Origin of the sequence: Niveispirillum cyanobacteriorum (assembly GCF_002868735.1) — a bacterium.
GTDB classification, from domain to species: domain Bacteria; phylum Pseudomonadota; class Alphaproteobacteria; order Azospirillales; family Azospirillaceae; genus Niveispirillum; species Niveispirillum cyanobacteriorum.
This window is the reverse complement of sequence record NZ_CP025613.1, coordinates 330,196-355,132: the sequence shown is the minus strand read 5'-3', so window position 1 is coordinate 355,132 and position 24,937 is coordinate 330,196. Positions and strand designations below refer to the sequence as shown.

20 protein-coding genes are annotated in these 24,937 nt (G+C 63.0%); 2 read left to right on the top strand and 18 right to left on the bottom strand.

Annotated elements, in window-relative coordinates:
• Positions 1 to 10: 10 nt before the first annotated feature.
• From C0V82_RS22450 to C0V82_RS22420, 7 genes are all read right to left on the bottom strand, one after another.
• Complete coding sequence (locus C0V82_RS22450) at positions 11 to 2,086, bottom strand: hydantoinase/oxoprolinase family protein (RefSeq protein WP_102114673.1); 2,076 nt, start codon at positions 2,084 to 2,086, stop codon at positions 11 to 13.
• Between the two features lie 15 nt (positions 2,087 to 2,101).
• A complete protein-coding gene (kce, locus tag C0V82_RS22445) occupies positions 2,102 to 3,037 on the bottom strand; it encodes a 3,5-dioxohexanoate:acetyl-CoA acetone transferase (RefSeq protein WP_102115154.1) in 936 nt (311 codons plus the stop codon).
• Between the two features lie 84 nt (positions 3,038 to 3,121).
• Positions 3,122 to 4,423 carry an MFS transporter gene (locus C0V82_RS22440; RefSeq protein ID WP_102114672.1) on the bottom strand — a complete coding sequence of 434 codons (1,302 nt, stop codon included), beginning with the start codon at positions 4,421 to 4,423 and terminating at the stop codon, positions 3,122 to 3,124.
• A 29-nt stretch (positions 4,424 to 4,452) separates the two neighbouring features.
• Positions 4,453 to 5,226: an SDR family NAD(P)-dependent oxidoreductase gene (locus C0V82_RS22435; RefSeq protein WP_102114671.1), complete on the bottom strand. Its 774-nt coding sequence runs from the start codon at positions 5,224 to 5,226 to the stop codon at positions 4,453 to 4,455.
• Positions 5,227 to 5,249: 23 nt separating this feature from the next.
• The gene (locus tag C0V82_RS22430; protein ID WP_102114670.1) at positions 5,250 to 6,407 is read right to left on the bottom strand and encodes a serine hydrolase domain-containing protein; all 1,158 of its coding nucleotides are present in this window, start codon (positions 6,405 to 6,407) and stop codon (positions 5,250 to 5,252) included.
• A 23-nt stretch (positions 6,408 to 6,430) separates the two neighbouring features.
• Positions 6,431 to 8,599: a TonB-dependent receptor gene (locus C0V82_RS22425; RefSeq protein WP_158660154.1), complete on the bottom strand. Its 2,169-nt coding sequence runs from the start codon at positions 8,597 to 8,599 to the stop codon at positions 6,431 to 6,433.
• Between the two features lie 107 nt (positions 8,600 to 8,706).
• On the bottom strand, positions 8,707 to 9,447 hold the full coding sequence (locus C0V82_RS22420) for a cupin domain-containing protein (RefSeq protein ID WP_158660153.1): 741 nt from the start codon (positions 9,445 to 9,447) through the stop codon (positions 8,707 to 8,709).
• Positions 9,448 to 9,658: 211 nt separating this feature from the next.
• On the opposite strand from C0V82_RS22420, the gene C0V82_RS22415 reads away from it, so the two are divergent.
• Entirely contained in the window at positions 9,659 to 10,486 is an 828-nt protein-coding gene (locus C0V82_RS22415; protein ID WP_211107976.1) for a GntR family transcriptional regulator, read from the top strand.
• A 121-nt stretch (positions 10,487 to 10,607) separates the two neighbouring features.
• Here the strand turns inward: C0V82_RS22415 and C0V82_RS22410 are convergent, their stop codons facing one another.
• From C0V82_RS22410 to C0V82_RS22365, 10 genes are all read right to left on the bottom strand, one after another.
• A complete protein-coding gene (locus C0V82_RS22410; RefSeq protein ID WP_102114667.1) occupies positions 10,608 to 11,837 on the bottom strand; it encodes an MFS transporter in 1,230 nt (409 codons plus the stop codon).
• A gap of 91 nt (positions 11,838 to 11,928) precedes the next feature.
• Positions 11,929 to 14,334, bottom strand: a complete 2,406-nt coding sequence (locus C0V82_RS22405; protein ID WP_102114666.1) for a TonB-dependent receptor — start codon at positions 14,332 to 14,334, stop codon at positions 11,929 to 11,931.
• A gap of 50 nt (positions 14,335 to 14,384) precedes the next feature.
• On the bottom strand, positions 14,385 to 15,092 hold the full coding sequence (locus tag C0V82_RS22400; protein WP_102114665.1) for a class II aldolase/adducin family protein: 708 nt from the start codon (positions 15,090 to 15,092) through the stop codon (positions 14,385 to 14,387).
• Positions 15,089 to 15,340 (bottom strand): hypothetical protein, encoded by a 252-nt coding sequence (locus tag C0V82_RS22395; RefSeq protein WP_102114664.1) that lies wholly within the window; start codon positions 15,338 to 15,340, stop codon positions 15,089 to 15,091. Before C0V82_RS22395 ends, C0V82_RS22400 begins: the two co-directional genes overlap by 4 nt.
• A complete protein-coding gene (locus C0V82_RS22390) occupies positions 15,337 to 16,158 on the bottom strand; it encodes a DODA-type extradiol aromatic ring-opening family dioxygenase (protein WP_102114663.1) in 822 nt (273 codons plus the stop codon). The genes C0V82_RS22395 and C0V82_RS22390 overlap by 4 nt, the downstream gene beginning before the upstream one ends.
• 5 nt (positions 16,159 to 16,163) lie before the next feature.
• On the bottom strand, positions 16,164 to 17,033 hold the full coding sequence (locus C0V82_RS22385) for an alpha/beta fold hydrolase (RefSeq protein WP_102114662.1): 870 nt from the start codon (positions 17,031 to 17,033) through the stop codon (positions 16,164 to 16,166).
• Positions 17,030 to 17,875 (bottom strand): alpha/beta fold hydrolase, encoded by an 846-nt coding sequence (locus C0V82_RS22380; RefSeq protein ID WP_102114661.1) that lies wholly within the window; start codon positions 17,873 to 17,875, stop codon positions 17,030 to 17,032. The genes C0V82_RS22385 and C0V82_RS22380 overlap by 4 nt, the downstream gene beginning before the upstream one ends.
• A 5-nt stretch (positions 17,876 to 17,880) precedes the next feature.
• A complete protein-coding gene (locus C0V82_RS22375) occupies positions 17,881 to 18,642 on the bottom strand; it encodes a dienelactone hydrolase family protein (protein ID WP_102114660.1) in 762 nt (253 codons plus the stop codon).
• An 11-nt stretch (positions 18,643 to 18,653) separates the two neighbouring features.
• A complete protein-coding gene (locus C0V82_RS22370; RefSeq protein WP_102114659.1) occupies positions 18,654 to 20,846 on the bottom strand; it encodes a hydantoinase B/oxoprolinase family protein in 2,193 nt (730 codons plus the stop codon).
• A gap of 25 nt (positions 20,847 to 20,871) precedes the next feature.
• Positions 20,872 to 22,965: a hydantoinase/oxoprolinase family protein gene (locus C0V82_RS22365; protein ID WP_102114658.1), complete on the bottom strand. Its 2,094-nt coding sequence runs from the start codon at positions 22,963 to 22,965 to the stop codon at positions 20,872 to 20,874.
• A gap of 377 nt (positions 22,966 to 23,342) precedes the next feature.
• On the opposite strand from C0V82_RS22365, the gene C0V82_RS22360 reads away from it, so the two are divergent.
• Entirely contained in the window at positions 23,343 to 24,158 is an 816-nt protein-coding gene (locus C0V82_RS22360) for an IclR family transcriptional regulator domain-containing protein (RefSeq protein ID WP_102114657.1), read from the top strand.
• Between the two features lie 50 nt (positions 24,159 to 24,208).
• Here C0V82_RS22360 and C0V82_RS22355 read toward each other — a convergent pair whose 3' ends face one another.
• Complete coding sequence (locus C0V82_RS22355; RefSeq protein ID WP_102114656.1) at positions 24,209 to 24,613, bottom strand: helix-turn-helix domain-containing protein; 405 nt, start codon at positions 24,611 to 24,613, stop codon at positions 24,209 to 24,211.
• Between the last annotated feature and the right edge of the window lie 324 nt (positions 24,614 to 24,937).

Genomic DNA, 24,937 nt, shown 5'->3' with positions numbered 1-24,937 from the left:
TGTGTCCCCTTCACGCGCGGCCGGCCGGATGGATCAGGATGCTGCCCGACACCGATCGCTGCACCGTGGCGCCCGGATCGACGACGATGGTGGTGAAGGCGCTTTCGATAATGCAGGGACCGGCCATGACCCGGTCAGTCTCCATCGCTTCAAGCCGGTAAATGGCCGTATCGACCCAGCCGGTTTCCTTGAACCAGGCGGCCCGCCGACTCTCCTCTCCCACCACTGCGGTTCCGGCATCCAGGCGGAATTCCCGGAAGGGCCGGACCTGACAGCGGATGGTGGCGCGCAGACCCACGATCTCCACCGCGGAGGATGGATCGTCGATGGTGAATATCTGACGGTGGGCGGCATCGAAGGTGCGGCGGAAATGCTCCACATCCTCCGCCCCCGCGAAACGGTGCAAAGGCATGGTGACATCGATGTCCCAGACCTGATTTTCGTATCGCGCTTCCGCCATGATGACGGGTTCGGCGGGGCGCGACGGGTCGCCCGTCCGGGCGGCAAAGGCGGCACATTGGGCGGTCAGGTCGGCCAGGGCGGCATTTACCTTGGCGAAATCGAACCGGGCGGTGCTGGTGAACAGGCTGGTGGCAAATTCGCCCGTGACTTCCGACATCATGGCTCCCGCCGCGCTCAGCGCCGCCCCCGTTTCCGGAATGATCAGCCGTTCGCAACCCAGACGCCGCGCAATGAAGGTGGAATTCAGACCCGCCGCCCCGCCGCCGCCGATCAGGACGGATTTGGCCGGATCGATACCCTGTGCCACCGTGATGTCGGCGATGGCCTGCACCATGTTCTCCGTGGACAGGTGGATGATGCTCCAGGCCGCTTCCTCCACGCTGATACCCAGCTGAATGGCGACATCCCGTTCGATGGCGGCACGGGCACCGGCCAGGTCCAGCTTCATGGCGCCACCCAGGAAAAAGTCGGGGTCCAGGAAGCCCAGGGCCAGGGAGGCGTCGGTCACCGTGGGGCGCGTGCCGCCCCGGCCATAGCAGACGGGACCCGGCACGGCACCAGCACTTTCCGGCCCGACATGCAAAAGCCCGCCGGCATCGACCCGAGCGATGGAGCCGCCGCCGGCGCCGACACTTTTCACCTCCACCGACGGATATCCCACCAGATGGCCGCGCGTCGGCTGCCCGATCCACAATTCCCGCGTCATCGGCACCCGGCCGCCACGCACCAGGGAGATGTCGTAGGTGGTGCCGCCCGTGTCGGCCACGATGACGCTGTCGCCATTGCCTTCCAGGTCGGCATAATGCTGGCCGGCGATGGGAGCCATGGAGGGGCCGGAATTGACGATGCGGATGGGGTTTGCCGCGACCTCCGCCGCCGGCATCATGCCGCCGGAACTGGTCAGCACCATCACCTTTCCCTTGAACCCCGCTTCGCGCATCCGCGCTTCCAGCCCGCCCAGATAGCGGCCCATCAGCGGCTTCAGCGCGGCATCGATGGCGGTGGATGAGGCCCGGCGGAATTCCCGCAAGCTGGGGTTCACCTGATGCGACAGGCTAACCGGCACGCCGGGCAGACCCGCCGCCAGGGCGGCACCCACCCGCAATTCATGCGCGGGATTGATGGTGGACCACAGAAGACAGACAGCCACCGCCTCCACCTTCTCTGCCCGCAGCTTCTCGATGATGGCGGCCAGCGCCACCTCATCCAGCGGTTGATGGACCGACCCGTCATGGATCAGGCGTTCCGGCACCTCGAAGGTCAGCGCGCGGGGGATGAAGGGCTTGGGATAAGGGACCGAGTGGTTGAACGGCTCGATCCGCCCCCCCTCGCGCAGGGTCAGGATGTCGCGATGCCCTTCGGTCACCAGCAGCGCGGCGCGCGCCGTGCGGCCCGTGATGATGGCGTTGATGGCGTGGGTCGTGCCATGGATGAAGGTATCGCCCCGGTCCAGCAAGGTTGCCAGATCCAGCCCGCGATCCTTGGCTGCCAGGGTCAGGGCCGCCAGCACCCCCTGCACCGGATCGCCCGGTACGGTGGAGGCCTTGTACATGCTGATCCGGCCATCATCCTCTTCCACCACCAGATCGGTGAAGGTGCCGCCGGTATCGGTTGCAAAGCGCATGATCTATCCCCACCCTTAAAATGCAACCCGGTCCGGACCCTTCAGCGCCAGCATGGCGCGGGCCTCGTCCGGGGTGGCGATCTCCATGCCCAGTTCGGTCAGGATGGTCCGGATCTTGGCGACCTGTTCGGCATTGCTTTTGGCCAACTGGCCGCGCCCGATCATCAAACTGTCTTCCAGCCCGACGCGGACATTACCGCCCAGCATGGCCGACAGGGTCAGGAACCGCATCTGCATGCGGCCGATGCCAAAGGCCGACAGGTAATAGTCATTGCCGAACAGCCGGTCCGCCGTCTGCTTCATCGCCGTCAGATTTTCCAGGTCGGGACCAATTCCGCCCAGCACACCGAAAATCCCCTGGATCAGGAAGGGCGGCTTGATCAGGCCCCGTTCGGCGAAATGTGCGACATTGTACAGATGGCTCAGATCGTAGCATTCATATTCGAACTTGGTGCCATGCCCTTCGCCCAGCTCGCGGATGATGCGTTCGATCAGCGCGAAATTATGGTTGGCAGCAAACCGCTTGCTGGCCTCCAGGAACGGCTTTTCCCAAGGATGCTTCCATTCCGGATATTTGTCGGCCAGCCCGAACACGCCGAAATTCATCGACCCCATGTTCAGCGAGGTCATTTCCGGCAGGGCACGTAAGGGGGCGGCCAGCCGGTCATCCTCGCTGAACCCCGGCGCGCCGCCGGTGGTGATGTTGATGACGGCATCGCAGCGTTGCTTGATCTGCGGCAGGAACTGCATGAAGAGGTCGGGATCGGGCGAGGGTCGGCCATCGATCGGGTCGCGGGCATGCAGGTGCAGGATGGCCGCACCGGCCGCTGCCGCTTCCACCGACTGGTCGATGATCTCCTGCGGGGTGATGGGCAGGTAGGGCGACATGGTCGGAGTGTGCAGCGACCCGGTGATAGCGCAAGTGATGATGACCTTGTCGGATTTACGCATCATTTCTCTCCTGAATTCGGGGCAAAGTCCGCCCCTTCGGCGCCCTTGGGGGCGGCCGTCCGTCATGGTGTTGAAGGGTGAAGATCAGGCGTCGGCGGTCATGGCGGCCCGGGCCGGCGCCCGGCTGAACCAGGCAACAAAGGCACCGAGCAGACCGAAGATGAAGGTTGCCAACAGCAAGGACGACCCCAGCGCCTTGTCATCCCCGAACACCCGGTCGGTGAAGATGCCGATGCTGGCCGGTCCCATGCCGATGGCGGTGAAGGTGACCGCCGCCATGAAACAGGCACTTGTGACGCCGCGCAGCCGCTCCGGCGTCAGCAACTGGATGCCGGACAGACCCGGCGGGGCGGCGGCGGTGAGCGTGATGTTCAGCAGGGCGTAGCTGAGCAGCGACAGGGTTTCATTCTCCGTCGTGCAGAACAGGGTGGCCAGTGGCAGGGACAGCAGCAGCATGCCGGCAATCACCAGACCGGGGGCGCCTGTCACGCCCCGGCCCTGCAACCGGTCGGTCAGATAACCGCCCGTCAAATGCCCGACCGGGCCCGCCACCAGCACCACCATGCCCACCAGATACCCCGCCTCTGCCGGTGCCAAACCGAAATTGCGGATATAGAAGGTGGGCGACCAGGCGGCGTAGGACTGAACCAGCAGAATCGCCGATGCGGCCGCCGCCGTGTGCAGCAGATAGGCGGCGCGGTGCCGACCGATATGGGCGAACACCTCCCGCAGACCCGGCTTGGCCATCGCACTGACGGGCCGCGCCGGTTCCCGCACCGTCAGCAGCAGTAGGGCGACCAGTACGCCAGGCGCCGCCGCCGCGATGAACAACCCCTGCCAGGGCGACAGGTGCCCCCAACCCGGCAGCATCGCCCCGCCGCGTGCCGTCAACCACGCCAGGATCATCCCACCCACGATCAGCGCCACCGACTTGCCCAGCGAGGCACCCATGGTGAACGTGCTGACCGCACGGGACAGTTTGGACCGGGTGAAGTAGGCCGCGATCAGCGACATGGCCGCCGGCACCAAGGCGGCCTCCCCAAACCCGACCGCGATACGGGCTAGGAACAGACTGTTGAAGGAGTTGGCAAGGCCGCAGGCCGCCGTCGCCAAGCTCCAGACCAGGATACCCGCGACGATGATATTGCGGCGGTTGGCCCGGTCGGCCATCCAGCCCAGCGGAATAGCCGCAACCGTGTAGAGGATGACAAAGCCGGTACCATGCAGCAGCCCCAACTGCGTATCGCTGAGCAGCAGTTCGGTCTTGATGGGGACCAGAACCAAGCTCATCACGAACCGGTCCACAAAGGAGATCAGGTGGGCAACAGACAGCAGCACGGCCACATACCAGGCGTAGGTGCTGTCTTTGCGCAGGCTGTCCGTCATTCCAGATCCCCCTATTTACTGTTCTATGCTTAGCCAATGGCAGCAGAGATGCCTTCATCAATGACCAGCGTCGTGCCAAAGACTGGCCGTGCGGCATCCGACAACAGGTAGAGCACTGCACTGGCAATCTCTTCCGGTTTGGAGAAGGTGACACCGCTGGGCGTCATGCGGCGCATGCCATCCAGGATCTCTGCCATTTCCGGCGCGGTGCGCATCGCCTCGTTCATCGGGGTTTCGGTATTGCCGGGGGCAACGGCATTGACATTGATGCCGAAGGGTGCCAGTTCGGCGCCGGCCACCCGCGTCATCATCACGATGGCGGCCTTGGATGCGCAATAGACGGCGAAGCCCTTGACCCCGATGGTCCCGGCGACGGAGGCGAAGTTCAGCACCTTGCCCCGCCCCCGCGCCTTCAGGTGCGGCACGGCGGCCTGCAAGCAGTTCCAGGTGCCCTTCAGGTTGATATCGACCATACGGTTCATGCTATCTGCCGCCGTACCACCAACAGGACTGGGCTCGAACACGCCGGCAGCATTGACAAGGATGTCCAGACCACCGAAATCGGCCGTCACCTGCTCCAGCAAGGTGGCGACCGCCCCCTCATCCCGGACATCAGCGGCATAGGCACGCGCGGTACCGCCGCCTGCGTTCACCGCGTCCACCACGGGGGCGGCCTTGGCTATGGAACTGCTGGCCACGATGGCGACATGGGCGCCCTGGGCGCCCAGCGCCTGAGCCACCGTAGCGCCAATACCGGAGCTGCCGCCGGTCACCAGGGCTACTTTTCCTTTGAAATCGGACATTTTCCCCTCCCTGGGGGTCAGGATCAGATGGTGGCTTGTTTGCCCAAGGCCGCCTGCACCAGCGCCTCGCACCGCTCACCCATGCCGGCACCGGCACACATCAGGTTCGGGCTGTAGCTGAAGGCGAGGCCAGCTTCGGGATCGGCGATACCGACAGCACCACCGGCACCCGGATGGCCGAAGGCACGGGGATTGGCCCCGAAGCCCAGCATGGGCGGGTAGTTCAAGAACAGGCCCAGGCCGTAGCGGAAGGGCCGGTCGGTCATACCGCAGGTGCCGCGCCAGCTTTCGGTGCGCATTGCCTCCACCAGGGCGGGGGAGAGCAGATGGAAACCGTCCAACGTCCCGCCATTGGCCAGCGCCGCATAGACCCGCGCGATGGCGCGGGCATTGCCATGGCCGTTCGATGACGGGAACACGGCCCGACGATAGGCGGGTTCATTATAGGGGTTAGCCGAACTGGGCCGCACACGCCAGGCCCGGCCCAGCTTGGTGGTCTTGTCCTTGGCCTGCACAAAGGTGACGCTGCCGGGATTGGGCATGATATCGGATACGCGGTGCATGTCCGCTTCCGCCACCCCGAACCCGTAATCGATGCCTAGCGGCCGCGCGATCTCTTCCCGGAAGAACACATCGATCATGCGGCTATCCACCCGGCGCACCATTTCCCCCAGCAGATAGCCGGCGGTCATGGAATGATAGGCGCCCTGGGTGCCCGGTTCCCATTCCGGCTTCTGCGCGGCGAGCGCACGGCACATGACATCCCAGTCATAGGCGGAACCGTCGGGGGCGGCATCAGCATAAAGAACACCGGAAAGGGCCGACAGCAGCATGCGAACGGTGGTCTTTTCCTTGCCGGCCTGACCGAATTCGGGCCAGTAGTCGGTGACGCGGGCTTCCAGATCGACCGTGCCCCGGTCGATCAGCATCAGCAGGCACAGCGCCGCCATGGACTTGCCCACGGACATCATGCAGCAGATCGTATCCCGCTGCCAAAGGGCGCCGGTGGCGACATCTGCCACCCCGCCCCACAGGTCCACGACCTTCTTCCCGTCGCGATAGACACAGACGGCGGCACCGATTTCGCCCCGGCTGCGGAAATTCTCGATGAAGGTCTCCCGCAACCCGGCAAAATCCGGGTCGCAGGTGCCATCGATATGAAGCGGGAATGCAGAAGACATTTCCAGACCCTGTATGATGGCGGTCAGTAGGTGTAGGTGAGGCGCAGGCCATAGGTGCGCGGGTCGCCCGGCGTACCCGCTGGCACCGCCGTGAACGTGCCCGTGGAAACCAGATATTGCGTGTCGGACAGGTTGCGACCGTACAGCACCACCTGCCAATTGCCGCCGTCCGGGGCGAACCCTATGCTGGCATTCAGCAGGTCATAGCTGCCCATGGTTTGCACCGCGTCATTGATGACAGTGAAATATTGCCGGTCCTTCCAGCCATACTCACCACGCACAAACGCCGAGCCGCCGGCGACATCAAAACTGTACTGGCCATACAGCGTGTAGGCCCATTTGGGGGAGGAGTTCAGGTACTTGCCCGATGCATCGATGGTGACGGCGGGGCTGGTGCCGGGGATCGGCGCCTGCGGATAGTTTTTATAGCGCGCGTCCAGATAGGTCAGCGTGCCCCCGATATCCAGGCCGGTTACGGGACGCGTCGTCAGTTCCAGTTCGAGCCCATCCACCTTGGCGTCTGAGGCATTGGTGATGTCGGTGACGCCAGGCACCAGGAAGGACTGTACCTGCAAGTCCTTGTAATCATAGGTGAAGGCCGACCCGTTCAGGCGCACGCGCTTGTCTGCGAACTCCGTTTTGAAACCGGCTTCATAGCTCCACAGCGTTTCCGGGGCAAAACCCTGCGCCGTGTTGCCAGAGGAGAAGTTGAAGCCGCCGGATTTGAACCCGCGCGTCGCTGATGCGTACAGCATCACATCTTCCGTCACCTTGTATTCCGCCCCGAATTTCGGGGTCCAGGCCGTGTAATGGCCCTTGTTCAGATAGCGGCGTGGATACGTGGCCAGCGGCGACCCGGTCGACAGGGTGTAGATGTTCAGATACTGGTCGAAATCCTTCTTCTCATCCGTGTAGCGGATGCCGGCGGTCAGGGTGAATTGATCCGTCAGATCGAATGATACTTGTCCGTATCCGGACCAGGCCTTTGTGTCGACGGTCGGGGCCGGATTGGTCACGCGGTTCAGGTTGAAGGCGGTGACCGTGGAATCCGTGTCGATATGTTCGTCGAAATAATAGAAACCAAGCACATATTTGAACCGATTAACCCGGTCTGACAGGTTCAGTTCCTCGGAGAACTGATCCTGGTACTCCTGCTGCCGCGTTTCCTGGCGGTGCAGGTCGGTGGCGTCGGTGTCGTTGACATAGTTCAGATCGCTTTTCCGATAGGCAGTCAGAGATTTCAGCACAGCGGCATCGGAGAAACTGTAGGTGATCTCCGCCGACACGCCCTTGATCTTGCGGTCGGTGTCGCTGGGGCTGTCCAGCGCCACCTTGTGCCAGTCGCCCCGGATGGCTTCCGTCACCGGGTCCAGCGCGCCGCCGGCCACGGGGCGGAACGGCAGCAAAAGCGCCTGGTTGCCGACAAAATGGCCGTAATCAGCCAGATAGTCGGCCCGGAACACTATCTCCAGCGCCTCATTCGGTGTGGCACGCAGGATGGCGCGGGTACCCCAGGTATTCTCGCTGGCGCGGTCATTGCCGGACGGGACAACATTCTTGAAATAGCCGTCATGCTTGCTGCCCATAAGGGACACGCTACCATACAGCTTGTCTTCGATCAGGGGGCCACTGACATAGGCCTCACCGCGATAGAGGTCATAGTTGCCGATGGTGGCCTGTGCCTTGGCCTTGACGTTGTTGTCAGGCAGGCGGGAGACGATGTTGATGGTGCCGCCGACCGAGTTGCGGCCATAGAGCGTGCCTTGCGGCCCGCGTAGCACCTCGATCCGCTCCACATCCAGGAAGTTGTTGAAGACGGCGGCGGGACGGGCCATGTAGACGCCGTCCATGTGGACCGTCGTGCTGGGGTCCGAACCCGCGAAAACATTGTTGGACCCGATGCCGCGGATATAGAGCTGGGCGAAGGCGCCATTCTGGGCCACCACCAAATTGGGGGTGGAACCGGCCAGATCGCGGACATCCTTGATACCGGTTTTCTCCAGCGCATCGGCCGTGAAGGCGGTGATGGCGATGGGTGTTTCCTGCAACCTTGTGTCGCCCATCTTGGTCGCGGTGACGATGACCTCATCCAGCATCGTTCCATCCGCCGCCTGTACAAGGGCCGGCAGGGAGGTCAATGCTAAGCCAGTAGCACTGGTCAACAACAGGGTGCGAAGCCTCAACATGTTCATGTCCCCGTCCTCCATTTGTATTCTTATATGAAAGAGCGGTAGGCGTAACGATGCATTCGGCAATCACCATGGATTGCCGTGCCGTATACCTCCCTGCCCCGACCGGATCAGATGTCGAAGAACAGGCCCTTCGACTGAAAATAAGCCAGGTACTGTTCGCCGTGACTGGCGATCTCCTTTGCCGTACGTGCCGGAAAGAAGATGTCGTTCACATCATGCTGGCCGCCGGTGATGATCACCTGCAGCAGTCCTTCCTTATCACTGACATTACGGAAAGCGCGAGCAACGCCCGGCGGTACGGAAAGGACATCGAACGGGTTCAGCGTTACCGCGCTGTCCCCATTGTCGCCCAGGGTGAATTCAAATCGCCCCGACAGCACCGTGAAGGTTTCGAATGTGCGGCGGTGGGTGTGCAGTGAAGGCCCCGTGCCCGGCGGGCATGCGGCATAGGTGATGGACATATCCCCTGCCCCCCGGATCGGCGCGACATTACCGAAGGGACTGGGCGCATCATCGTTCCGTGTGATCACAGGGAGCAAACGGCGCGACCAGATCATATCCGCAACAGGCTGCGGCAGACCGTGGCCCCGCTGCGGCTCAATCTCCAACAATTGCTCAAAACGGGCAACGCGCCCGTCAGCGCAGGGGCCACCAAGATCACTAGCGGCTGTTTGGTTGTCCATGGCGTCAGTCCCCGATGAAGGTAAACCGCCTATGCGCCCGGCCATCCCGTGCTGTGTCGTGAGCGCCCCTATAATCCGCCACAAAGTGTCGGCACTTTCAAGAAGGAATCTTGATGCCTCGGAAATAATTTTCGCAACGAACTGCCTGGTTTCCTTTTTATCCAATAATATCAGTAACTAACGCGCAGATGTCCGATCATCCATATGAATGCAGAAGGAGGGATTTATAAATCTGTCGACACTACTGGATGTTACGGTATGCTGACTTTCAGCCCGCTATGCAGGGTCCGGCGGTTGTCGTAGCATCGTACGACGAAAGGGGCTGCCGGATGGCCTGCCATGCAGGCGGGCATGGATCGCAGGGGATAAAGCGATAATGACAAAGGTATCGACCGACGCGCCGGGCAGGGAGCGTAAAGGCGAGAAGACGAAGGCGCCGCCCCATGTGCCGCGCGTGCCGTCGGAAACGGAAGAGGACGCTGACGAGTTTCCGTCCGACATTGCCGGGGCGCCATCGCCCTTCGGTGCGCCAAAACTGATGGCCGATGGCAGCACCAAAACGACATTGGTGCAGCGTGTGCACGAAACGCTGATGGAAAGCCTGGATGAGGGGGTCCTGCGGCCTGGACAGCGGATCAAGGCGGCAGAGCTGGCCAAACGTCTGGGGGTGAGCCGCGCCCCGGTACGGGAGGCCTTGCATATTCTGGCGGGCCAGGGGCTGGTCGAACTGCTGCCCGACAAGGGCGCCATTATGCGCGAGCTGTCACTGGCCGACCTGATCCAGATCTATGAGGTTACGGGCCCCATCGCCAAGGTGGGGGTCACGGCGGCCGCACGGCGCATCGGCGAGGGCGACAACCGGCAGCGTGTGGAGGAGGCCATTGCCCGGATCCGCGCGGCCCGTGATGCACCGCCTTCCTACAAATTCTATCTGGTGCTGAACGATTTCCATTATCTGCTGAATGAGATTGGGCAGAAGCCCTACGTGGATTACCTGCTGGGGCTGCTCAACCTGGAATACTGGAACCGGTTCCTTGCCGGCACCATCGACATGCGCCTGCATATCCCGGGCTATATCGCCAATTACAACCGCATGGCTGATGCCGTGCTGGCCGGGGACGCCCGCACCGCCGCCGCCGTCATGGATAGCCATGTCGAATGGTCCATCGATCTGCTGGAACGGACAGGTCAAAGCCGGCGGTGAGGCACGCCCACAGACCGTCTTTTCACGCGTCAAAGACCAAAGGCCAGGAACAGCATCCGGCAGATGCGATTCCTGGCCTTTGATCCGTCTCAGTCCGCAATGACGGAGATACCCTTTATTCTCAATGCACGCCGGCACCACCGGCACGCAGGCGCGGACCGGCCATATGGGCCAGCGCCAGCAGCGCCACCCCGGCCAGAAGGGCCAACGGCACCATCAGCAACACTACCTGATCACCCGTGGCACCCGCGCCGATCATCTGACCGGCGATCAGCGGACCGGAAATGGCACCAACCCGGCCAGCGGCCACAGCGGCCCCGACCCCGGTCCCACGCGTCTGATCGGGATATACTTTCGGCGCCAGACCATAGAGCGCGAACTGCGCACCCAGGACCAGAAACCCTGCCCAGAAGGCCAGCACCAGCAGTATGTTCATGTCACTGGCCAATGACAGCAGGTACATGACCAGCGCCATCGCCAGATACCCCACCGCCATCGGCGTGCGCGCGCCATACCGGTCGCACAGGAAGCCGGCGATGACGGAGCCAAAGATGCTGCCGATATTCAGCACCAGCGAGGTTAAAAAGGCCTGCGCCGGGGGAAACCCCTTTGCAATGATCAGCGTAGGCAGCCAGTTCAGCAGCAGGGAAAGTTGCAGGAGCGTCAAGGCGAACACGATCCACAGCATCAGCGTCGGCCCAGCCTGCTGCGCGCCAAACAGGGCCTGACCGATCGGGGTGCGGCTGCCGTGGCCGCGCACAGCCGCTCGCTTGGTTTCCGTCAGGAAATACCACAGGGCCGGAGCCACCAGCAGCGGCAGCACCCCCCCTATAAGGAACAGCCCCCGCCAATCCATACCGCCGGGCGCCAGCTTGGCCATTAACGACACAATAATCCCGCCAACCGCCAGCCCGCAGGAGATGGAGGCCACGGTTATGGTAACCCGCGCCCGTGCCGTCACTTCCGATGCGATGGCGATGACGTTTGGAAAGGTACCGCCCAACCCCAAACCGGTCAGCACCCGGAGCACGAATAGCGAATGATAGTCCCAGGCCCAACTGGAGGCCAGGGTGGCGGCCCCAAAGGCCACAACCGAACCGACCAGCACCGGCTTGCGCCCCACCTTGTCGGCCAGCCGACCGCCCGCCAGGGCGCCGATGGCAAGGCCGATGAGGCTGGCACCAAAGGCCCAGCCGATTTCCTGTGGCGCCAGCCCCAGTTCGCGGGTTAATTGCGGAGCCGCCACCCCAATGACCTGCAGGTCAAACCCTTCCAACACGGCCACCAGAAAGCAGAGAAAGATGGTGATGCCGCGCCGCGCTCCGGCGGGCATTTCCTGGTCGGTCTGCATGTTTCTCACCCTTGTCGTCCGTTCATGCGGCTATGACTTTTTTGGTGAAGACCATGTCATACACACCATGGTCTTCACCAGTTATTTGAAGTCAGAAGCTCCAGGTCAGCGACACGCCATATTCCGCCGGCCGGCCCGGCGAATGGGTCAGCGTGGCCAGCGTGTTCTGGCGGCCATTGGTGCCTGTGGTGATGTAGTATTTGTCAAAGATGTTGGTGCCGAAGGCCGCCACCTTCCACTGTGCACCGCTATCATACTCAATGCGGACATTAGCCACGCCATAGGCCGGCAGCTTCACCGAGTTGGAGGTGGAGTTGTTGGAATATTGGCTGCTTTTATAGGCGTAGTTGGCATTCATGCTGACATCGCCAGCCCCCACCGGAACCGTGTACTGGGCGCCAAGCGTGTAGGTCCATTCCGGCGACCGGGCCAGCGGCTGTGCCCGGCAGCGATCAAAGGTGAGGGCACCGCCGGGGCAGCTGGCAGGATCGAACAGCGGGCTGCCGGTGGGCAGATCGACATATTTGATCCTGGTGTAACCGACATTGGCATTCAGGGTCAGCCGCTCGATAGGCGCCACCGCAAACTCGCCCTCGAACCCGTCAATTTCCAGCTTGCCAGCATTCAGGAACAGGACCTGCAAGGCCCCGCGGGAGAAGTCGGCCACCTGCACGACCAGATTGTCATACTTCATGTGAAAGCCGGTCAGGTTGGCGCGCAGGCGCTTGTCAAACCATTCCGATCGCACACCGGCCTCCAGGTTCTTCACCGTCTCCGGATCGAAGGAGGTGATGGTGGGGGCCGCCGTGCCCAGCGTGACGATATCGACATTGAAGCCGCCGGACTTGAAACCCTTGGAATAAGTCGCGTAGGTCATCAGCGTATCGGTCCACTGATAATCCAGCGTCAGGCGATAATCGATGGCATCCCAATTATTGGCATTGGTCCGCGGGGAACCGCCAGCCGGCAAGGCCGGGGTGAAGATGCCGACCTTCGATATGAAAACGTCCTTGTCGTCATAGGAATATCGCGCCCCGGCCGTCACCCGCGCCTTGTCGGTCAGGTCCAGGCTGGCCTGACCAAACGCGGAATAGCTGTTGGTCTTCAGCTGCACATTGGCATCGAAGCCGTTGCAGCATTCGACCCGACCGGCGTTGACCACCGCCTCACGCAGGAACCGGCGCTCTGCCGGGGTTTCGTGGAAATAATAAAGACCGGCTACCCACTCCAGGCCCTCATGACTGCCCAGAAGCTGCAATTCCTGAGAGATGGAGTTCATCTCGTTCAGGGTATAGTTGGTCTGGGCACCGAAAAGACCATAGTCACCCTGGTCGATATCCGTGCCCTTGTTATAGCCCGTGATCGAACGCAGCGAGAGCGCATCGTTCAGGTCGGCATTGATATCAGCCGACAGGAAGGTGTTCTTGGTCCGACGTGCATCGTCGCACAGGCTGGCCTGGGGACGGCTGTTGGGCAGAAGGTTCGGGGCGTCGCCGAATTTGGCCGGGTTAAGCGCAATATCATCCATGATGCAGCTATCCGGCACGGAATAGCCGTCCTTGGTCACGAAGCGCGGATCATCCGCCACGATGGCAGACTGGCCGCGCGCCGCCAGATAGGCATTGTAGGCATTGACCGCCGCAATCGGGAAACCCGATGCCTGTCGCAGGCCGACGCCGGCGATGACGGTGGGCGAACCATTGCTGCGGTTCTCGGTATAGGCTGCACTCAGATCGACAGTGATGCTGTCATTGGGACGTACGCGCAGGGCGCCGCGCACGGCATAATCATCCTGATTGCCCCGCGTCCGGTCGGTGCCAATGACATCAACATAGCCGTCACGTTTGAACCAGGCGGCCTGGCCCCGGAACGCCACTTTCTCGGACACGGGGACGTTCAGGACGCCTTCGATATCCGTCCGATCCAGGGAACCATAGGTGCCGGTGATACGGCCTTCCAGCCGGTCGGTGGGTTTGCGCGTGATATAGCGGATGGCACCGCCCGTCGTGTTGCGGCCAAACAGAGTGCCCTGCGGCCCACGCAAAACCTCAATCCGTTCCACATCCAGCAGGTTCAGGATGGCGCCCGTGGAACGCGGATAATAGACATCATCGACATAGAGACCCACGCCCTTCTCATTATTGGCGCGGCCCGACGTCTGACCGACGCCACGTATGGAGAAGTTGGGGGCCGAGTTTCCGACCGGCGCGGAACCGCCGATGGAAACGTTGGGTAGGAAATTCTGAAGATCGTCCACCGACCGGACATTGGCCCGCTCCAGCGCGTCGCCGGAGAAGGTGAGGATGGAAATTGGGGTGTCCTGCAACGATTCCGAACGGCGTTCGGCGGTAACGACAATCTCCTCCAGTTCGAGCACCTGACCTGTAGCCGGGGCTGTCTGGGCCTGTACCGTCCCCGCCGCCAGCACCAGGGCCAACGCCGATATGCCATGTCGCGTCAGACCGTGACCCGGTTGCATCCTGAACATCTTGGCCATTCTTCTTCCTCCCTGTGACTTGCCTTATGGCATTGTTTCGCGGTGAAAGCTCAGGTGTGCGTCTCCACCTTCCGCTTGAAATATTCCCAGGCGCGCCGGGCCGGCCCTTCAGCCAGGATGGCGTCGAAACTGAGCGCGACCTCGCCGTCGCTGAGATAACGGACAGGCCCAAGCTGGCGGGCCTTCAGGTCTAGCCCGGCATTGACCTGGAGATAGACAGCCATGATCACGGCGGCGCGCAGGCCGTCGCCCACCACCACGCCGCCATGGCCGCGCATCAGCACCGCCCTGCCGGCACCCAGCCGTTCCGCCAGATCACGTCCCTGCACCATGTTGGTGACCAGCAGCGACGTCTCCCCGAACCGGTCGGCGATATCCCAGACAGGCACCCTGCCCAACGGGCCAGCAACATGCAGAAGCGGTCGCACTTCCGTGCCTGTCACGCCGAACGGGATCAGATCATGGGCGTGGGAATGGACCACGGCGGCGACATCCGGGCGCGCTTCATAGATCGCGGCATGGATGAAGCGTTCCAGATAGGGCGCGCGAGCATCCCCGTCCGCCGCCTGCCCATCGGGGCCGAAACACATGATGTCCTCTGGCACCACCTGGTCAGGGCTGACCGAACGGGACAGCAGAAAGTGACCAGGCCGGTCGGGATGGCGCAGACTGACATGGCCGAACGCGTCCACCACCCCCTCATGGGCAAGGATACGGTTGGCCAGTGCCAGATCGTGGCAGGCGGCGTCGACGCTCATGTCAGCCCTCGCCTGCGATATTCACCGACATAGCGCACACCAACCGTACCCGCGAAGTTACGGATCAACAGCGGATGCAGGCCCCATTCATAGAGCGTAGCCACATCGCGTGCCGCCAGCACTGCCACCTCTGCCTCGCTGAGGTCGAAGGCGATGAAGGCCTTTTCGGGGGCTTCGGCAAAGGCGGCCTGCAGGTCAGGTTCCTTGTCAAAGCGGAACAGGAACCTCTCAAGATCGCGGCGGCTCATGACAGGATCTCCGTCACGGCGATACCGGTATTCCACATGGCCACCGGCTCATATGCGATCTCGCGCGCGCCTTTGGCATTCACTGCACCGGCTGCGGCCAGCCAGTTGCGGATTTCCGCCGCCCCATTGCCTGCATTGTCGATCACCCAGTCACTGTCCATCGCCGCGATCTCATCCAACCGGCCAGACGTGAACAGCTCCAGAAACCGCCGGTCGAAGCCGGTATTGATGGTCCCGGTCTGCGGCGTGCCGACCCAGTGCGACAAGCCGCCTGTGCCGACGATGGCCACCCGTTGTGACACCCCCTGGGTTCGCACCACATCGCCCAACGCGCGGCCAAAGGCCAAGGCGCGGGCATGGCTGGGCAAGGGGGCGACAGTGCAGTTAATGTAGACGGGCAGGATCGGCACATCCCAATCCCGCAGCAGAAGCTGCAAGGGACAGGAAAAGGCATGGTCAAGCTTCACATCGCGCGCGCCAACGGCGTCGAAGCCCGCCGCCACCAGCCCGTTCTGCACCGCTTCGCCGAAGGGCGCGACACCTTTATAGTCGCGCTTGGGCACCCCAAACTCCCCCCAACCTTCGAACCGGTCGCCGGTGCCGATGCTGAAGATGGGCAGGAATTCATAGCCGTAGGTCAGGAAATGGTCGGTGGCGATGGTGATCAGCACGTCCGGGCGGGCCGCCTTCAGCGAAGAAGCCAAGGTGCGGAACCCGTTGAACACCTGTTCGGCGCGGGCCTCATCGGCCCCGCCATCGGGAAGGCGCATCATGGCACCGGTATGGGCCGTCGCCGCCGCCCAGACGAAGCTGCCCATGTCCCTCACCCCTTCAAGAAGTCGATGACCAAACGGTTGACGGCGTCGGCCTGCTCGAACTGCGGCCAGTGACCGGCACTCTCCACCAGGGAGAAGTCGGCATTGGGCATGATCTCGGAGACCTTCTTGGCCACCGTCCAGGGTGTGGTGGGGTTATGGTCGCTCCAGATGATCTTGGTGCGGATGTCCAGCTTGGCCAGTTGAGCCTCGTCCAGGAGATACTTCCGGTTCTCCTCGCCCGGCTGTTCCTCCACCATCTTGGGCATGGCGGCGCGACTGTCAGGCAACATGAAGAAATGGAAGCGGGTATCGACCAGCTCGTCAGTGGCCACTGACTTATCCCACATCAGCCATTGCAGCCGTTCCTTGACCTTGTCGCGCGTCGGTGCCTCGCTGGCCTTCTTGGTGACGTTCTTCACCTGCTGGTGGATGCGCGCACTTTCCGCCTGGCTTTCGGCGTCGCTGAGCAGGAAGCCGGCCCCGGTGATGGAGATCAGGGAGGCGACGCGGTCGGGATAGGCCTGGGCGAAATTGAAGGCCGTCCAGCCGCCCAGCGACTGTCCCACCAGATGCGCCTTCTCCGCCCCGATGGCGTCCATGAAACGCTTCAGATGCTCCACGAACAAGGGCGCGTGATAGGTGACGTCAAGCGGCTTGGCGCTCAATCCATGGCCGATGGCGTCCATGGAGATGGCGCGGAAACCGGCCTGGGAAATCGGCACGACATTGCGGATGAAGCCCTCGGCATGGCCCGACAGGCCGTGCATCATGATCACCGGGGTACCTTCGCCTGCTTCGAGCACGCGGGTGCGCCAGCCGCCGGCATCGTAATATTTGACTTGTGCCCCAAGGGCATCGGTCCAGAAGGACATCATTCTCTCCCGTTCTTCAAAAAGTCGCCGATCAGTTCATTAGTCCTGTCGGCCTGTTCATATTGCGGCCATTGCCGGGCACCCTCGACCGTGACCAGCCGCGCATCGGGGCAAGCCGCTACCGCCTGGGCCATGATCCCGGCAGCCGTATTTCCCCCCTCCCCCCGAATGAACAGGGTCGGCACCGACAGGCCGGAAAGCCGTTCCGGCGTCAGCAGGAAGGGGCCATTGTCGGCCTGGCGCACCTTCAGATGCACCGCACGGGCGGCGTCCGGCTGGTACAGTGCCAGGCGGGTAGCCAGGATTTCCGGATCCACGCTGTCCGGATCGGCCAGCAGGCCCGACAACCGCTTGCGCACGGCCTCCAAGGTCGGCTTATCGAATGCCTCCCCACCCGCCTTATAGGCCTGGGCGATCTTGGGATCGGCCAGCCGTTCGGCCTCGGCCTGCAATCCCGCCGGTTCGATCAGCACCAACCGGTTGAACCGCTCGGGTCGGTTTAGGGCCAACCAGGCCGCCGCCCAGCCGCCCAGGCTTTGGCCCACGACATGGGTGCGGGTCAGGTCCAGCGCGTCCATGGTATCGGCAACATGAGCGGCCAGCCGTTCGATTGTGTAGTCCCCATCGAAGGGTGCCGTCAGCCCATGTCCTGCCAGATCGACGGCATAGACAGTGAAGTGAGCTGACAGCGGGCCGATATTGCGGGCAAAGGTCTCCAGGTGCCCGCCGCGGCCATGCAGCAGCAGTAGTGGCACCCCTTGACCCAGCCGGACATAGCGGGTGCGAAGGCCACCCGCCATGACGAACCCGACCTCCCCGCCCAGCATTTGCGTCCACAGGCTCATGGCGCTTATCCCAGATGCTGGTGGAAGAAGGCGACGAAGCGCTGAAAGGTCAGTGCCGCCGCCTCCGGTGAGTAGCGTTCCAGGGTGCTGTCCATGTAGGCGTGACGCGCCCCCTCATAGAGGTGGAAATCCACCGGCTGGGGGCTCTGCGCCAGCAGTGCCGCCCGCAGCGCTTCGGTCTGCTCCAGGGGTATCGCTTCGTCATTCGTGCCGAAATGCAATTGCAACGGGCACTGTATGTTCGGCGCCAGGGTCAGGCGGGAGCGTTCCTTGCCGTCCGGGGAATAGGCAGCCGGCAGGATGGGCAGGGCGTAGAGGATGACAGCGCAGGCCAGCTTGTTGGGACGCGCCGCCCAGGCCAGCGAGGTGCCGCCGCCCAGGCAGTAACCCAGGGTGCCGATACGGGCCGGATCGATATTGGGCAGGCCCGCCAAGAAGTCGAACCCGGCCTGCATGTCGGGAACCGCCGTCTCATCCTTGGCGGCCAGGAACGCCTTGCTGCGGCGTTCCTCCGGTGTGGTGTAATCCTGGGGCGGGCGACCGCCGATCCGGCTGTAGGGATCGACGGACAGGACCACGAAGCCCTCGGCGGCCAGACGGCGTGTCTCCGCCTGACGATGCTCGGTAACGCCCAGATTTTCCGGGGCCGTGACAATGGCTCCCCAGGGGCCTGTGCCCTCAGGCTCTGCCAGATAGCCCCGGATCAGGTCGCCGCCATTGGGGAAAGTCACCCAGCGGGCGGTGACGGGGTAAGTCGGATGGCTCATCACCCCTCCCCTCAAGCTGCGATTTCGATATCGAACAGGCTGTCCTCGCCGCGCCGCTTCACCTCCACATCCAAGAGCGTGCCGCAGCCGGGACAGGCATGGCGCACCACCTCCAGATCAGCATGGATACGGACGCGGGGGCCAAGATCCTCTGCCGTTGCCGGGGCATGGGCGGCATAGTCCTTCCAATTCTCATCAGCCGGCGCGATGACATGGCCGCAATTGCAGACAAAGTAGCTGCGGCCATCGGTGAGTTTCAGGATACGGGCGACATCGCCAACGATGGCCACGGCTTCGGCGTTGCCATGAACGTGCGGTGCATGTTGCAACCGGCGGGTCACGGGCCAGGACAGGCGGTCCTGACGGATGGCGTCGCGGCGGGCCGCCGTTGCCGCCTCGTCAACAGTACCCGATGCGGTGACGACAACGCCGAAGATGCGTTCCGCTGAAGCGACGGAGAAGGCGCCACCCATCACATCACGGGCCACCAGTTCCGGCTCGCGTCCGATCGGGTCGCCCCAGCCGCCACCGGCGGTCGGGTTGCACTCATACACATCGTCATGGGCAAATTCGAATTCCGGCGGCTTTGCGGTGAAGGTTGTCTCTTCCCCCACCAGCCCGTTCATGCTGTCGGGGAACACCCCGCCTTGCATCAAATCGCGGATGTTAGAATTGCGCAGCAGACGGCGATGGTTGCAACCGCTGGGATAGCCGCCGAACAGCCCGCGAGAGGTCGGCGATTGATAGCCATGGCAGGCGACCAGGGATTCCACCTCGTGCACATCATGCAGGACGAACGCCGCCCCCGCCGCCTGTCCGCCGGCATTGCGACCAGGACCGGAACTGTCGGTGATGATGCGCCGGTACATATAGAGCACGGGCAGCTTAAGCTCCGTCGCCTCCACGTTCGGCGCGCGACCAGCGGTGATGTTGCGCTGGCCCGACACGGTGATGCCGTCGCGATGGGCATAGGCGCCGCCGCCCGACAGCATCACCTCCAGGATGGGCGCGGTCGCCGGCTCGCCATATTGGTTCTTGCCATGGATATGGAACAGGTCAGGGCCGCTGGCCGGGGCGGCCTGCGCCTCGCGTACATAGTCTGGATGGCTGGCCAGCAGCTTGGACATCGCCTCCGTCGTCGTCACCTCAACCAGCCACATGGCACCCAGAGGCCCTTGTGAGCAGGGAGCGGGGAACTTGCAGGAGACGACGGAGCCTTCACGCGACAGCACTTCCAGCGGGCGCAGCAGCCCGTCATTCCAGGGCAGATCGAAGGCGATCAGCGGCAGGATGCCGGCATAGATGCCGGCCAGCAGACCGGTGCGGGTGGCATTCACGAAGCCCGGCGCCTGATCGTCGGAACCGGTATAGTCGAAGGTGATGCGGTCGCCCTGTTTACGCAGCTCGACATGGATCTTGTAGATCTTGTTCTCGAACCCGTCATGGTCCAGGAAGGCCTGGGCACGGAACACGCCGTCAGGCAGTTCATGCAGGCGCTTGCGCATCTTGGCTTCCGACAGGTCCATCATTCCGTCCATGACGGTCAGGACCGTGTCGACCCCATACTTGGCCACCGTATCCAGCACGCCCTTCACGCCGGTATTGCAGGCGGCCATCAGGCCCTTCAGGTCCAGGCTGACATTGATGGGCAGGCGCGACATGCCGGTGATGAAGTTCAGGACGTCAGCGCGCAGTTCGCCTCGGTCCACCAGCTTCACGGGCGGGATCAGGATGCCTTCCTGTCGGATATCCTTGGCCATGGAGGCGAAGCTGCCCGGCACCATGCCGCCGACATCCAACTGATGAGCGCACGCCCCGGTCCAGCCGATGCGCTTATCACCCACGAAGATCGGGGCCAGGATGCCGATATCGGGGCAGTGCAGCGCCCCCTTGTGTGGATGATTCACGATGAACATGTCGCCGGGATTGATGCCCGGGTTCTCCGCGCAATCCTCGATCACATGCTTAACCATCAAGGACAGCGATGCGGCATGGAAAGTAACGGTGCGACCCATGGTCACCACTTCGCCAAAGGCGCGGTAGAGGCCGGTATTGAAGTCCGTCGCCTCGTTCACCAGGGTGGAGCCGGAAACGGCGGCCAGGGTAGCTGCCTGCTCGTCGGTGATGGACAGGAGCCGGTGGCGGATCACCTCGAAGGTGATCGGGTCGACATCCTGGGTTTCGTAATTGAAAACAACGTCCATGGGTTTGGTCCCCAATAATTGGATGTCAGACGGTCTGCGACGTGCGGATAATGATGTTGCCGTAGGGCTCCATCTCCGCTGTCTGGGCGGGGCCGACGACGATGGTGGTGTCCGGGCGCTCAATGATGCAGGGGCCGGCAACAGGCTGGCCGGGGCCGATATCCTCGCTGCGGTAGATGGCGGCGGTCAGGAATCCCTTGCCGTAGAAATATACCTCCCGGGCATCGATGGGCTTGTTGGTGCGGTTGCTGCCATCGACCTTACGCGGCACCGGCTTGATCACCGGCGACGTGCCTTCGACCCGGACCACCGAGAATTCCACGCCGGAAATGCGCAGGGCCGTGTTCTTGCCATAGACCCGCTCATACTGTTCCTCGAACCGGTCGACCAGGGCGTCGATGCCGGCGGCATCCAGGGCACCATCGGGCACGGCCACGCTGATCTCGTGTACCTGTTGGCGGAAGCGCATGCCGATGAAGCGCTTGATCGTCACACCATCGCCCAGCGCCTCGACACAGCGGGCGGCCAGACCGTTCAGGCTGTCATTGATCTTGGCGATATCGACATGGTCGGACGCACGGCGAAACCGGGCCGGGGCATGCTGGCCGATGGCGAGCGAGAAGGACCGATGGCGGTCGCCGGTGACGGTGCCATAGGCGGAATGGGCCGGGCCGGTATTGGGGACGATGATGGTGGCGATGCCGGCGGCTTCGGCGAACTGGTGGGCATGGGTGGCACCCGCCCCGCCATAGGCCATCAGCACGAAATCGCGCGGATCATAACCGGCGCGCAGGGTGACGCGGCGCAGCAGATCGGCCATCTGGTTGTTGGCCACCTCGCGAATACCGGAGGCGGCTTCGGCCACACCCATGCCCAGCGGTTCGGCCACATGCTCGCGCACCGCCTTGTGCGCCGCCTCGACATCCAGCCGCATCTTGCCGCCCAGGAAGTACTTGGGATCGATGATGCCCAGCACCACGTCGGCGTCGGTGATGGTCGGCTCAACGCCGCCACGACCGTAGCAGGCGGGACCTGGGGTGGAGCCCGCACTCTCCGGACCGACCGTCATGTGACCGTCGCAGACACGGGCGATGGACCCGCCACCGGCACCGATGGCCGTGACCTTGATCGATGGCAGGGCGACATGGAACCGCCCTTCCTCACGCACCGTCTCCAGCAGCGGCTGGCCGTTGACGATCAGGCCCACGTCGAAGCTGGTACCGCCCATGTCCGCCGTCAGCACATTGGGGAAGCCCAGCAGTTCTCCCAGCTTCTGCGACGCCAGCACGCCGCCGGCGGGACCCGAGGTCAGCAGGTTCGCCGCCTGGAAGGCCGCCTCCGATGCCGGCAGGACGCCGCCGCCGGATTCCATGATTGAGATGGGCCCCTCGAACCCGTGTCCGCGGATCGCACGCTCCAAGCCATTGATATAGCGATGAATGACGGGACCCAGATAGGCGTTGATAGCAGTCGTCGATGCCCGTTCATACTCACCGATGATAGGCACCAGCGAGGATGAGGTGGTGACGAAGACGCCGGGCGCTTCCTCCGCCACCAGTTCCGCCAAGCGGCGTTCGTGCGCCATGTTGCGGAAGGACCAGAGCAGGCTGATGGCGATGGATTCCACGCCATCAGCCACCAGTTTGCGGATGCTGGCGCGGGCCGCATCTTCATCCAGCGGGACGATGATCTCGCCCTTGTAATCCACGCGCTCCACGATCCCTTCGGTCAGGGCGCGGGGGACTATGGGATCGGGTAAACGGCGGACGGAGAAATGCGAGATTTCATGCGCCGCCATGCCGACCCAGCCACCCATCGCACGCTGGATGCGCAGCGTATCCTCGAACCCGCGGGTGGTCAGTAAACCGGTCCGTGCGCCCTTGCGCTCGATGAAGGCATTGGTGGCAGCCGTGGTGCCGTGGGAGAAATATTGCAGCCGGGCGACCAGTTCCGCCGGCGCGATCCCCAGCGCCTCCGCTGCCAGATTCATGGCGTTCAACACGCCTTTGGTCCGATCCTCCGGCGTCGTCAACGCCTTGAAGATGCGGATGTCGCCATCGTCCGACAACAGGACCAGGTCCGTGAAAGTGCCGCCGATATCCGTACCGATGTAGGACAAAGAAACCCCCTATTCGCTGTCCGGCCAAGCCTCTGTCGCGGGCTGAACCCGCCGGGCGGCCATGGATGGGCATGCCGCGACGGGGGACCGCCGCTGGCACGCGATAACGAGAACCAGAAATCCGTATGGAGACGGCCGGGGACCTGATGTCCCGAAACCCGCTCCTCCCCTGTCGCCTTGCTTGTTGAGCTGACTTTATTTTGTCCGCTGCGCGGACGTTTGTCCGATATGCGAATGATTGATCACACCAGACCTGTTGTCAAACGAAAAGTTCAGCTAAGACTGGATCGGCAGCAGCGGCAGTTGACGCCACCGACGGCGTCCGACACTTTCGGGCACGGCGGCGTTGGCAGCCGTACGACAAGGAGAAGACAGGGATGGCACGTCGCCAGGCTGGGGCCACGCCGGGGAACACCCCGGAGGAACTGCAAGAGACCTATGAGGATGATCCGAATTTCGTTGTGTCGCTGGCCCGTGGGCTGAACGTGCTGCTGGCCTTCGCCGGCTCCCGCAAGCATCTCAGCATTTCCGACATCAGCCGTATTACCGGCCTTTCACGCGGATCGGTCGCGCGGCTGGTGAACACGCTGGAGAAGCTGGGCTATGTGCGGTCAGAGGGGCGGTCATTCCAACTGCTGCCCAAGACGCTGGCCCTTGGCCAGGCCTACCTGTCGTCCAACTCGCTGGCCACGATGGCACAGGAGACGCTGGACCGGATCGGCAATCAGGTAAATGAGAGCTGTTCCATAGCCGTCCTGGACGAAGGGTATGTGACATTCGTCGCCCGCTCTGCCAGCCGGCGCATGGTTTCTGCGTCCCTGTCGGTGGGAAGCCGGATTCCGGCCTATTGCACCTCGCTGGGGCGGTGCATTCTTGCGCACCTGCCGGCAGACGAACTGGAACGTCATCTAGCGGGTGCCGATCTGGTTGCCCATACCAGCCGCACGGTCACCGACCGCGCAGCATTGGACGATGTGCTGGAGCAGGTGCGCACCACCGGCTATTCGATCTCCGATAGCGAGTTCGAAGAAGGCCTGACCTCCATCGCCGTGCCTATCTTTGGTCCCGGTAACAAGGTGGAGGCCGCCCTGGGTGTGGCGGCCATCCGATATCCGCACGAAGCCTTAGTCGGAACAATCCTGCCGGTCCTGCGTGGCACGGCCCGCGATCTCGGGGCCTTCCTGCGCTTCTGACCAAGGGTCGTGGCACTTGCGTCTGAACGGGCGCAAGACATGGAACGCTGTCAGCCTGCTGAACGGTCGGCGACTTTGGGCGGCCTATCGTTGCCGTTCCACCAGAGGCTGGCTCCTGCCTGCTGCCAGACGCTATCCAGCAACAGTTGTGCTGTCTGGGTAAGGTGCAGGCACCTTACCCTGGCATCATGCGCCCAAGTACTTTGCTCAATGAGATACAACCCGGCCTTCCCGTCCAGGCCAGCCCCCAAACGGCAAATGATGCGTGATACCGTGGATGGCGTGTCCCGCATTATCCAGCGAAGTTCGCTCAGGCTGATACCGTCATTCTCGGCGACATAGAGCAGGGCCAGCGCTTCCTTGAGGGAAACATCCCGATCCAGGTCCCGAAGCCTCTCCAACAGTTCGAGCGGCAGACTGCGGCGAGCCCCCTTATCATTGCGATTAGCTGGCATATCGCTTCACCCTGCCTGTCGACACACGTGGCGGAGAACCTGAAATCTCGTTCAGGCGTTCGGCCCGGGGGCGGCGCTCACGGATACTGAACTCCACCTCATCAAATCGCGTCGCCAACGAGTCCCGAACCTCGCGCAGAAACACCTCATGGCTCCCTGCCTCTACGAAGTCGGCTACGTCGAACGTGACCTCGAACGTCGCACGCATCCTCATCTTGAAAACTCTCCGAACATGGGACGGGTTCAGCAACCCGTTATCAGGATCACTTTTAACTGCGGGATCATCCCGCGGTCGCACACAGGGCGACGATTGTCAGCACGAAA

Coding starts and splice junctions, on each gene's coding strand:
- C0V82_RS22380 (WP_102114661.1), bottom strand. CDS start 17,875: ATGAGCCTGTGGACGCAAATGCTGGGCGGGGAGGTCGGGTTCGTCATG.
- C0V82_RS22440 (WP_102114672.1), bottom strand. CDS start 4,423: ATGACGGACAGCCTGCGCAAAGACAGCACCTACGCCTGGTATGTGGCC.
- C0V82_RS22400 (WP_102114665.1), bottom strand. CDS start 15,092: ATGAGCGTCGACGCCGCCTGCCACGATCTGGCACTGGCCAACCGTATC.
- C0V82_RS22425 (WP_158660154.1), bottom strand. CDS start 8,599: ATGAACATGTTGAGGCTTCGCACCCTGTTGTTGACCAGTGCTACTGGC.
- C0V82_RS22385 (WP_102114662.1), bottom strand. CDS start 17,033: ATGATGTCCTTCTGGACCGATGCCCTTGGGGCACAAGTCAAATATTAC.
- C0V82_RS22370 (WP_102114659.1), bottom strand. CDS start 20,846: ATGGACGTTGTTTTCAATTACGAAACCCAGGATGTCGACCCGATCACC.
- C0V82_RS22435 (WP_102114671.1), bottom strand. CDS start 5,226: ATGTCCGATTTCAAAGGAAAAGTAGCCCTGGTGACCGGCGGCAGCTCC.
- C0V82_RS22360 (WP_102114657.1), top strand. CDS start 23,343: ATGGCACGTCGCCAGGCTGGGGCCACGCCGGGGAACACCCCGGAGGAA.
- C0V82_RS22405 (WP_102114666.1), bottom strand. CDS start 14,334: ATGGCCAAGATGTTCAGGATGCAACCGGGTCACGGTCTGACGCGACAT.
- C0V82_RS22375 (WP_102114660.1), bottom strand. CDS start 18,642: ATGAGCCATCCGACTTACCCCGTCACCGCCCGCTGGGTGACTTTCCCC.
- C0V82_RS22390 (WP_102114663.1), bottom strand. CDS start 16,158: ATGGGCAGCTTCGTCTGGGCGGCGGCGACGGCCCATACCGGTGCCATG.
- C0V82_RS22450 (WP_102114673.1), bottom strand. CDS start 2,086: ATGCGCTTTGCAACCGATACCGGCGGCACCTTCACCGATCTGGTGGTG.
- kce (WP_102115154.1), bottom strand. CDS start 3,037: ATGCGTAAATCCGACAAGGTCATCATCACTTGCGCTATCACCGGGTCG.
- C0V82_RS22430 (WP_102114670.1), bottom strand. CDS start 6,407: ATGTCTTCTGCATTCCCGCTTCATATCGATGGCACCTGCGACCCGGAT.
- C0V82_RS22395 (WP_102114664.1), bottom strand. CDS start 15,340: ATGAGCCGCCGCGATCTTGAGAGGTTCCTGTTCCGCTTTGACAAGGAA.
- C0V82_RS22415 (WP_211107976.1), top strand. CDS start 9,659: ATGACAAAGGTATCGACCGACGCGCCGGGCAGGGAGCGTAAAGGCGAG.
- C0V82_RS22355 (WP_102114656.1), bottom strand. CDS start 24,613: ATGCCAGCTAATCGCAATGATAAGGGGGCTCGCCGCAGTCTGCCGCTC.
- C0V82_RS22410 (WP_102114667.1), bottom strand. CDS start 11,837: ATGCAGACCGACCAGGAAATGCCCGCCGGAGCGCGGCGCGGCATCACC.